Annotated in this window: 8 protein-coding genes, 1 tRNA gene, 3 rRNA genes, 1 other RNA gene and 1 other annotated feature; of the genes, 12 read left to right on the top strand and 1 reads right to left on the bottom strand. The window is 30.4% G+C overall.

Annotation, left to right across the window (positions count from 1 at the left end; genetic code table 11):
* The 10 genes from I4U89_RS15235 to I4U89_RS15190 all read left to right on the top strand — a co-directional run.
* A 23S ribosomal RNA gene (locus I4U89_RS15235) occupies positions 1-79 on the top strand; the annotation flags it as partial.
* Between the two features lie 131 nt (positions 80-210).
* Positions 211-327 (top strand): 5S ribosomal RNA (gene rrf / locus I4U89_RS15230).
* 224 nt (positions 328-551) lie between these two features.
* Positions 552-762, top strand: a binding site (T-box leader).
* Positions 763-955: 193 nt separating this feature from the next.
* Complete coding sequence (serS, locus tag I4U89_RS15225) at positions 956-2,239, top strand: serine--tRNA ligase (protein ID WP_195238867.1); 1,284 nt, start codon at positions 956-958, stop codon at positions 2,237-2,239.
* Between the two features lie 359 nt (positions 2,240-2,598).
* A complete protein-coding gene (locus I4U89_RS15220; protein ID WP_195941110.1) occupies positions 2,599-3,051 on the top strand; it encodes a nucleoside deaminase in 453 nt (150 codons plus the stop codon).
* A 3-nt stretch (positions 3,052-3,054) separates the two neighbouring features.
* Positions 3,055-3,146, top strand: a tRNA-Ser gene (locus I4U89_RS15215).
* A 29-nt stretch (positions 3,147-3,175) separates the two neighbouring features.
* Positions 3,176-3,440, top strand: an RNA gene (gene ffs / locus I4U89_RS15210) — signal recognition particle sRNA large type.
* A 358-nt stretch (positions 3,441-3,798) separates the two neighbouring features.
* The gene (gene dnaX / locus I4U89_RS15205; RefSeq protein ID WP_195941109.1) at positions 3,799-5,445 is read left to right on the top strand and encodes a DNA polymerase III subunit gamma/tau; all 1,647 of its coding nucleotides are present in this window, start codon (positions 3,799-3,801) and stop codon (positions 5,443-5,445) included.
* Between the two features lie 55 nt (positions 5,446-5,500).
* Positions 5,501-5,845, top strand: a complete 345-nt coding sequence (locus I4U89_RS15200) for a YbaB/EbfC family nucleoid-associated protein (protein ID WP_092921359.1) — start codon at positions 5,501-5,503, stop codon at positions 5,843-5,845.
* An 11-nt stretch (positions 5,846-5,856) separates the two neighbouring features.
* A complete protein-coding gene (gene recR / locus I4U89_RS15195) occupies positions 5,857-6,456 on the top strand; it encodes a recombination mediator RecR (RefSeq protein WP_092921361.1) in 600 nt (199 codons plus the stop codon).
* Between the two features lie 142 nt (positions 6,457-6,598).
* Positions 6,599-6,823 carry a hypothetical protein gene (locus I4U89_RS15190; protein WP_092921363.1) on the top strand — a complete coding sequence of 75 codons (225 nt, stop codon included), beginning with the start codon at positions 6,599-6,601 and terminating at the stop codon, positions 6,821-6,823.
* Positions 6,824-6,893: 70 nt separating this feature from the next.
* Here I4U89_RS15190 and I4U89_RS15185 read toward each other — a convergent pair whose 3' ends face one another.
* The gene (locus I4U89_RS15185) at positions 6,894-8,090 is read right to left on the bottom strand and encodes an MGDG synthase family glycosyltransferase (protein ID WP_195941108.1); all 1,197 of its coding nucleotides are present in this window, start codon (positions 8,088-8,090) and stop codon (positions 6,894-6,896) included.
* Positions 8,091-8,276: 186 nt separating this feature from the next.
* On the opposite strand from I4U89_RS15185, the gene I4U89_RS15180 reads away from it, so the two are divergent.
* Both I4U89_RS15180 and I4U89_RS15175 read left to right on the top strand, forming a co-directional pair.
* Positions 8,277-8,507, top strand: a complete 231-nt coding sequence (locus I4U89_RS15180) for a glutaredoxin family protein (RefSeq protein WP_195941107.1) — start codon at positions 8,277-8,279, stop codon at positions 8,505-8,507.
* Between the two features lie 349 nt (positions 8,508-8,856).
* Positions 8,857-9,188: ribosomal RNA gene (locus I4U89_RS15175) — 16S ribosomal RNA — on the top strand; the annotation flags it as partial.

Here is a 9,188-nt window from a genome sequence, read left to right as displayed (position 1 = left end):
TACCTGGTTGATAGGTCGAAGGTGTAAGTGCAGTAATGTATTTAGCTTATCGATACTAATAGGTCGAGGACTTGACCAAAATAAATGTTTGAGCAACGGATATAACCGAAGCGTGAGCAAGGATTATATCGTTGGCGACATGAACGAAGTGATTTTTAACTCTAAATGATATACAGTTTTCAGAGTATTAACTCTAAAAGATAAAGATTATGTGGTTATTATAGCAAAGAGGATACACCTGTTCCCATACCGAACACAGAAGTTAAGCTCTTTAGCGCTGATGGTACTTGGGGGGCGACCCCCTGGGAGAGTAAGACGTAGCCACGTAATCTTTTTTTATGCAAAAAATAAAGATAATTGTTTTTTATATCATATATTCAACCTAACAAATAAAAATATATAATTAAATTAAAAATATCAGAATGCATTGAAATAGCTAGAGTTAGATGTTATAAAAATTTAATTTTTTTTAACTTAAAAATTTTTTTTGAATAATACTATTGAAACTTGATAATATATATAATATAATGATTATCAAATAGAAGAATTAATAAAAAGCTTTGAAGGAAATTAGTAAAGAGCAAGTTTGTATTCAGAGAGTGAGTGGTAGGTGTGAACTCATTACAATGGTTTTTGAATCTATTCTGGAGCTTCTGCCGAATATAAGGCGAGACGTATACCTACGTTACAGGTTTGAGAGGGTTATATTTTTATATAACCAATTAGGGTGGCAACGCGGATAACAAGACTTTCGTCCCTTTCATAGGGGAATGAAGGTCTTTTTTTAATACAACAATTGCCCTAAGATTAAGATTTTAGATAAAAATACATGTATTAGAAAACGTTATTTATAACTAAAATTAATTTACTAGCGCTGGTAGATTAACAGAAGTTATAAGTTTTAAATAGGTAAATTAAAGTAAAATAAATTATAAAATATAAGGAGGAATTAGCAATGTTAGATGTCAGAAGAATAAGAGAAAATTTAGAAGATATAAAAAAAGCTATGGATAGAAGAGGGGAAAAGGAATTCGACTTAGATGCTGTAGTTAGATTAGACGACGAAAGAAGAGAATTACTTAAAGAAGTTGAAGTAATGAAGAATGAGTTAAATGTAGAATCTAAGAAAATACCTCAATTAATAAAAGAAGGTAAAGATGTAGAAGCAGCTAAAGCTCAACTTAAAGAATTATCAGATAAGATAAAAGGAATGGATGAAAAAGTTAGAGCTGTAGAAGCAGAGATGGAATACAACTTAATGAGAATACCAAATGTTCCTCATCCTGATGTTCCACAAGGAACAACAGATGAAGATAATGTTCAAATAAGAACTTGGGGAGAACCTACAGAGTTTAACTTTGAACATAAGGCACACTGGGATATAGGAACAGGATTAGGAATATTAGATTTTGAAACTGGAAGTAAAATAACAGGTTCAAGATTCACTTTATACAAAGGATTAGGAGCTAGATTAGAGAGAGCGTTAATAAACTTCTTCTTAAATACTCATACAGCTGAGCATGGATATACAGAAGTTTTACCCCCTTTCATGGCTAATAGAACTAGCTTTATAGGAACAGGTCAATTACCTAAGTTTGAAGAAGACATGTTCAAAGTTGAAGGTGTTGATTACTTCTTAATACCAACTGCTGAAGTTCCTGTAACTAATATACATAGAGATGAAATATTAACAGTTGACCAATTACCAATAAAATATTGTGCATATACTCCATGCTTTAGATCTGAAGCAGGTTCTGCTGGTAGAGATACTAGAGGATTAGTAAGACAACATCAATTCAACAAGGTAGAATTAGTTAAATTTGTTAAACCAGAAGATTCTTACGATGAGTTAGAGAAATTAACTAATGATGCTGAAAAAATGTTACAATTATTAGGATTACCTTACAGAGTTGTTAAGATATGTACAGGAGACTTAGGGTTCACTGCAGCATTTAAATATGACTTAGAAGTATGGATGCCAAGTTACAACAGATACGTTGAGATATCTTCTTGTTCAAACTTTGAAGATTTCCAAGCTAGAAGAGCTGGTATAAGATTCAAGAGAGACAAAAAATCTAAAGCAGAATACGTTCATACATTAAATGGATCTGGATTAGCAGTAGGAAGAAGTTTAGCTGCTATATTAGAAAACTATCAACAAGAAGATGGTTCAGTAGTAGTTCCAGAAGTATTAAGACCATACATGGGTGTAGATGTTATAAAGAAAGAAGAATTATAATATCTAAGACAATTTAGACATATATTAGAAAGACTATTATTTATATATAAGGGCCAACAGATTTCTGTTGGTCTTTATATATAGTGATATAATATTTTTAACAAGAAATAGGATGAAATTGTATGTAGTGTAGAAAAATATGAGCTATAGATAGTCCTCATAAATTAAGCTCTTGTAATCTAATGATATTATAGTCTATTTAAGTTATAAATATAGCCAATTTACATTGTTTAATATTGCTTATAATGAAGAATTTTGTAATAGTAACTAATTTTAACTTGTACAAATAAATTAAAATTCAGTTGAATTATAAATGTAACTATGATAATATAGAAGTGTTATAAGTTCTAGGAGGAAATATGAATAAAGAACTATATATGAAAGAAGCCTTGAAAGAAGCAGATAAAGCCTTTAAAAAAGGCGAAACTCCTATAGGAGCCATAATAGTTAAAGATGGCAATATTATAGGTAGAGGACATAATTTAACTGAAACTTTAAATGATAGCACAGCTCATGCTGAGATTGTAGCAATAAGAGAAGCTGCTAGAAACTTAGGTGGATGGAGACTTATTGATTGTGAATTATATGTTACAATGGAACCTTGTATTATGTGCAGTGGGGCTATAGTTAATTCTAGAATAAAAAAGCTTATAATAGGAACTAAACATATAAAAAACGAATATACAGAAAATCAGCATAAATTTAAGACTGATTACTATGAACGAAATAATATAAATGTCTTATTCGGTGTTTTAAAAGAAGAATGTTCTAATATATTACAGGAATTTTTTAGAGCGCTTAGGAAAAGATAATGAGGAGAGATGGTCGAGTCGGTCGAAGGCGCTCGCCTGGAAAGTGAGTATACGTCAAAAGCGTATCGTGGGTTCGAATCCCACTCTCTCCGCCAGAGGAAATTTAAATATGGTTATAAGTTTGCTGTACTAGATGGGGAGGTAGCGGTGCCCTGTAACCTGCAATCCGCTATAGCAGGATTGAATTCCATCTAGAGGTTTACATCTTGTAGGGCTGCCCTAAATAAGTGGTGTTGACACTTAGGTCCTACGCAATGGGAGCTCATGAACTCCGTCAGATCCGGAAGGAAGCAGCGGTAAGTGATCACTTCCGTGTGCCGTAGGGGTGCCTAAGTTGAGCTAACTGTTTAGGTAACGCCTATGAGAGTAAATCAATAGATGGTGTACAGCTTTAATATATAAAAACAAATCTCTTATTATAAGGGATTTTTTTTAATTGTAAGAAAATCATGAAGTTTATATTATATACATAATTTTAGAAATATATCAATGAATATATACAAAATGGTTAATAGACATGGTATAAAAATATGTTTTTTATACCTTTAATGAAATTAGTTAAGATAATTTATATTTTAAAATAAACTTAGCTTGATTAGTATATATTTACATTTAATAACGCTAATAATTAATATAGGTTGTATTTTATATAAAAATAAATACTATCATTTAAAATATAAGTAATGTGATGATATAATTAGATAAAAATAGATTAATTGTATGAAGTTTATTTAAGGAGAGATAAGAATGCATAAAGCATTATATAGAGCATATAGGCCACAAAATTTTGAAGATGTCGTAGGCCAACAACATATAATAAGAACGTTAAAGAATCAGATAGAAAATAATAATGTAGGACATGCATATTTATTTACAGGAACGAGAGGAACAGGTAAAACATCTACGGCTAAAATATTTGCTAGAGCAGTTAATTGTGTGCAAAGTAAAGACCAAGAGCCTTGTAATGAATGTGAAGTATGTAAGGATATAATAAATGATAATATAATGGATGTTGTAGAGATAGATGCGGCATCTAACAATAGTGTAGATGATATAAGAGAGCTTAGAGAAAGTGTTAAATATTCGCCTACAAAGGCTAAATATAAGGTATACATAATAGATGAGGTTCATATGTTATCGCAAGGGGCCTTTAATGCACTTTTAAAGACATTAGAAGAACCACCATCATATATAATATTTATATTAGCTACAACTGAACCTCATAAGATACCGGCTACAATACTATCTAGATGTCAAAGATTTGACTTCAAAAGAGTTACGGTTAATGATATGTCTGAAAGAATGAAAAAGATATGCAATGAGGAAAATATAGAAGTTGAAGATAAAGCACTTAACCTAATAGCTAGAAATGCACAAGGTGCACTGAGAGATGCCTTAAGTATATTAGATCAATGTATATCTTTTGGTGGTAACAAAATAGAATACAAAGATGTAGTTGAATTATTAGGAACAGTAAATATAGAGCAATTATTTGAGATGTCTCAGTTCATAATAAATCAAGATACAAAAAACTCTCTTCAAGCACTAAATGAATTTGTAATTTGGGGTAAGGATATAAGAAATTTAATTAATGATTTAATAGACCATTTTAGAAATCTTATGGTTTGTAAGGTGTCAACTGAATTAGATGAGATAATTTCTTTACCAGAAGAGACTATAGATAAATTAAAGTCCCAAGCTGAAAGTGTAGATGTAAATGATATTATAAGAGTTTTAAATATATTATCTGTTACACAAGATAGCATGAAAAGCTCATCAAATCCAAGGGTTCTAGCTGAAGTTACTATGATGAAAATAGCCCAACCTATGTTTGATGAAAGTAAAGAAGCTTTAATAAAGAGAATAGAGAATTTAGAGAAGAAAATAGAGAGTGGAAATATAAAGGTTAATAGCAACAATATAGAGAATACTAATAATATAATAGAGGAAAAAGAAATAATAGAGACAGATGAAGTAGTATACGAATCTGTTAAAAGTGAAGATGTTAAGCTTATAGAGTCATCATGGCCTAAGATTAGAAAGAGTATAAAGGATGATAAGCAAAGTAAACAAATGCCAGTATACTTCTTATTAGGTGATGTAAGTAGTTTTAATGTATATGAAAATGTGTTGTATCTAATATACTCAGATGGATTTGCATTTGCTAAGAAAAGACTAAGCGAACCTGATACTATAGCATATATAGAAAAAGTAATAAGGGAAACTATAAGTAGAAGTTTTAATATAAAAATAATATTAGAATCTGAAGTTAAAAACATAGACTTAGAAATAAAGAGTGGAAAAGTTGACAAAGGTGAGGAGATTCTAAAAAGTATAGTAAATGAGGAGATACTAGAAATAAAAGATAGTGTCGAAGAAAATGAAAGTAAATAATAAACACTAATATGATATAATATTAAAATAAAATAGTTTTAAGGAGGAATTTAAAATGGCTAAAAGAGGTTTTGGAGGCGGAATGATGCCTGGAAATATGAATAATTTATTAAAGCAGGCTCAAAAGATGCAAGAAAACATGCAAAAGATGCAAGAAGAATTAGAAGCTAAGGAAATAGAAGCTTCAGTTGGTGGAGGAGCTGTTACTGTAAAAGTTAACGGTAAGAAAGAAGTTTTAGATATAAATATAAAACCTGAAGTTGTTGATCCAGATGACATAGAGATGTTACAAGACTTAGTATTAAGTGCTATAAATGAAGCTTTAAGAAATGTTGATGAAATGCAATCATCTCAAATGGGTAAATTAACTGGAGGAATGAACATACCAGGGTTATTCTAGTAGGTGATAATATGCAATCTTATACAGGGCCTATAGCTAGGCTTATAGAAGAATTTTCAAAGCTTCCAGGGGTAGGTAGAAAAACTGCTCAAAGATTAGCTTTCCATGTAATAAACATGAATGTTAATGATGTAGAGTCTTTATCTAAAGCTATCTTAGAAGCTAAGAGAGAAATAAAATATTGTTCAGTATGCTGTAATATAACAGACACAGACCCTTGTAGTATGTGTTCTAATAAAAACAGAGATGCTGGTGTAATATGTGTAGTAGAAGATCCTAGAGATGTTGCTGCTATGGAGAGAACAAGAGAATTTAAGGGGCAATATCATGTATTAAATGGAGTTATATCTCCTATGGATGGTATTGGACCTGATATGATAAAAATTAAAGAGCTAATCCAAAGATTAGGAAATCAGGATGTAAGAGAAGTAATAATGGCTACAAACCCAACAATTGAAGGGGAAGCTACGGCTATGTATATAGCTAGACTTTTAAAACCTATGGGGATAAAAGTTACTAGAATTGCTCATGGTCTACCAGTAGGTGGAGACTTAGAGTATGCTGATGAAGTAACTATATCAAAAGCTTTAGAAGGAAGAAGAGAAATATAAAAAATCGAGGAATTTACCTCGATTTTTTGTCGTTTATTGATATAAATTTACTCAAATAATATAGGGTACACTTGTTGAATTAAACAATGAGTTAATGTATAATTTTAATAAATTCATTCAAAATTATTTATAGGAGAATAAAATGAAATCAACAATGAGCCTAGAAGAGAGAAAAGCTTTGAAAGAAAAAAGAGAAAAAAACTTAAAATCTAAAGGAAAAACAAAGTTTACAGAATCTGATGATATGAGCTTATTAATAAAGAAAAAAAACAGTAAAGCTCAGAAAAGCAAAAACTCGTGCTTTAGGAATAATTATAAGAAGTATCAATATGATTATGAAGAAGATTTTTATGAACCTACATACTAATATATAGATAATTGTAAAATGCCCAAAGGATATTATTCATTGGGCATTTATTATGTAAATTTAATTAATACTAATTCATAGATAGTAATACATCCTCAACTAAATTAGCTATATTTTGAGAAGAATTAAATTTTCTTATAGATTTTATATTTTTCTTTAACATATCTAATCTAGATGGATCATCTATTAGTACTTTCAGTAAAACTGAAAGAGTATACTTTTTAGTCGTTCTAAGAGCTGCACCACAATTTGAAAGAAAATCTAAGTTTTCTTCTTCTTGTCCAGGAATATAATATGGAACAATCATAGGAACGTCTTTTAATAAAGCTTCTGTAGTAGTTAAACCACCAGGTTTTGTTATTAAAACGTCAATAGAAGCAAGTATATCATTCATTTTATTAGTGTAGCCAAGTACACATATATTTTTATTATGATTGTGAGTAGCTAATTTCTTTTCAAGTTTCTCTTTTAAAGATTCATTTCTTCCCGTAATGACTAAAATTTGAAAATCTCTATCAATATCTAGTAATTCTTCTAAGGTTTCTTTTATATTACCAGCACCAAAGCTTCCTCCCATAAGTAGAACTGTAAGTTTATCAGAAGATAAACCTAATTCATTTAAAACCTCTTCTTTCTCTCTATTACTTAAGAATGATTTTTCTACGGGGATACCAAAAGGTTTAATTTTTTCAGTATCAACGCCTTCATATGCTAGCAATTCTTTTACATACTCATGACCTACTATATAATAGTCTATTTCATTTTGTATCCATGTAGAGTGAGTAGTATAATCTGTAAGTACAGAGATCATTGGAGGCACATCTATAGTATTATGGTGATCACCTAGATGTAAACCGTGATCAGAACTTCCATCACTATGTTTTTTTAGTGTACTTAAAGCTATCATAGGGAAGGGATGTGTACCTATAATTAAATCAGGTTTAGAATCATTTAAAAGCTTTTTGAATTTTTTTGCCATTAAAGATGTAAGCAAATTACCTTTAAACTCATTTTTAGAAACAAGAGAGGTCTCAGAAAATCTGTATACACTACCGTAAGCTTTTGGGGTATATATAGCAGACTTTTCATATCCTCTAGATATTATTTTATCCATTGTATTATTAACTAATTTTAAACTATCCACTATTTCACATTGTATATTAAAACCATCTATCGTTTTTTGTTCTAACTCCTCTTTAATTGCCCGAGCAGCTCTATTATGACCTCCACCAGTTGAAGCAGACATAATCAATACCTTTTTGCTCATATTAAAATCCTCCTAAAATGTAGAGTTATATTGAATAATAATGCGATTTTTTGTATTATTAAATATATTAACTTAGAAAAAATAAATTATATATTATATTATATACTAATAATGAGTTAATAATAATCTAATATAATATAAAAGAAAATACAAGCATAACAAAATAAATACTTAGGAGCAGAAAGAATGAAAGTAGTAGAGATATATACTAGTGATACATGTCCACAATGTATAAAAGCTAAAGAGTTTCTAAAAAATAAAAATATTGAATATAAAGAATATAATATATCGAAAGACTTAGATGCTAAGAAAAAGTTGATAAGTATGGGGTATATGTCTATTCCTCTAACTATTATAGACGGAGAACATGTCTTAGGTTTAGATATAAGTAGAATGATACAACTATTAGAGAAATAGTATTTATTGATATAAGGAAGCTTGTAAAAAAGATTTCTTATATCAATAAATAAATATAAAAATTAGTATGAAATGTAGAAAAATACATAGACTAAATCAGAGTTAATAATAGATTAAGAAAAAAATTAAAAAAAGTTTAAAAAAAGTATTGACGATATAAATGTAAGGTGATATAGTATTACTTGTCCTTAAGAAAAGGGCAAAAACAAAAAAGTAAGCGCCGACACAGTCGCTTAAAATGAACTTTGAAAATTAAACAGTAGGTTAATTTATATAACTGATTCTTAAAAGAATCGAAAACAACCAAGCCAGATATTCAGATAATGATAGTCTGAGCAGGTAACAACTTTTATTTGAGAGTTTGATCCTGGCTCAGGATGAACGCTGGCGGCGTGCCTAACACATGCAAGTCGAGCGATTCACTTCGGTGAAGAGCGGCGGACGGGTGAGTAACGCGTGGGTAACCTGCCCTGTACACACGGATAACATACCGAAAGGTATGCTAATACGGGATAATATGTTTTTATCGCATGGTAAAGATATCAAAGCTCCGGCGGTACAGGATGGACCCGCGTCTGATTAGCTAGTTGGTAAGGTAACGGCTTACCAAGGCGACGATCAGTAGCCGACCTGAGAGGGTGATCGGCCACATTGGAACTGAGACACGGTCCAAACTCCTAC

The sequence above is a fragment of the Romboutsia sp. 1001713B170131_170501_G6 genome, from assembly GCF_015668195.1.
Taxonomy (GTDB): domain Bacteria; phylum Bacillota; class Clostridia; order Peptostreptococcales; family Peptostreptococcaceae; genus Romboutsia_C.
Note: the sequence above shows the minus strand (reverse complement) of the source record. Positions and strands in the feature narration are given on the sequence as shown.

Excerpts from the sequence above, each read along its gene's own strand:
- dnaX (WP_195941109.1), top strand. The coding sequence starts at position 3,799 with ATGCATAAAGCATTATATAGAGCATATAGGCCACAAAATTTTGAAGAT.
- recR (WP_092921361.1), top strand. The coding sequence starts at position 5,857 with ATGCAATCTTATACAGGGCCTATAGCTAGGCTTATAGAAGAATTTTCA.
- I4U89_RS15200 (WP_092921359.1), top strand. The coding sequence starts at position 5,501 with ATGGCTAAAAGAGGTTTTGGAGGCGGAATGATGCCTGGAAATATGAAT.
- I4U89_RS15190 (WP_092921363.1), top strand. The coding sequence starts at position 6,599 with ATGAAATCAACAATGAGCCTAGAAGAGAGAAAAGCTTTGAAAGAAAAA.
- I4U89_RS15220 (WP_195941110.1), top strand. The coding sequence starts at position 2,599 with ATGAATAAAGAACTATATATGAAAGAAGCCTTGAAAGAAGCAGATAAA.
- serS (WP_195238867.1), top strand. The coding sequence starts at position 956 with ATGTTAGATGTCAGAAGAATAAGAGAAAATTTAGAAGATATAAAAAAA.
- I4U89_RS15180 (WP_195941107.1), top strand. The coding sequence starts at position 8,277 with ATGAAAGTAGTAGAGATATATACTAGTGATACATGTCCACAATGTATA.
- I4U89_RS15185 (WP_195941108.1), bottom strand. The coding sequence starts at position 8,090 with ATGAGCAAAAAGGTATTGATTATGTCTGCTTCAACTGGTGGAGGTCAT.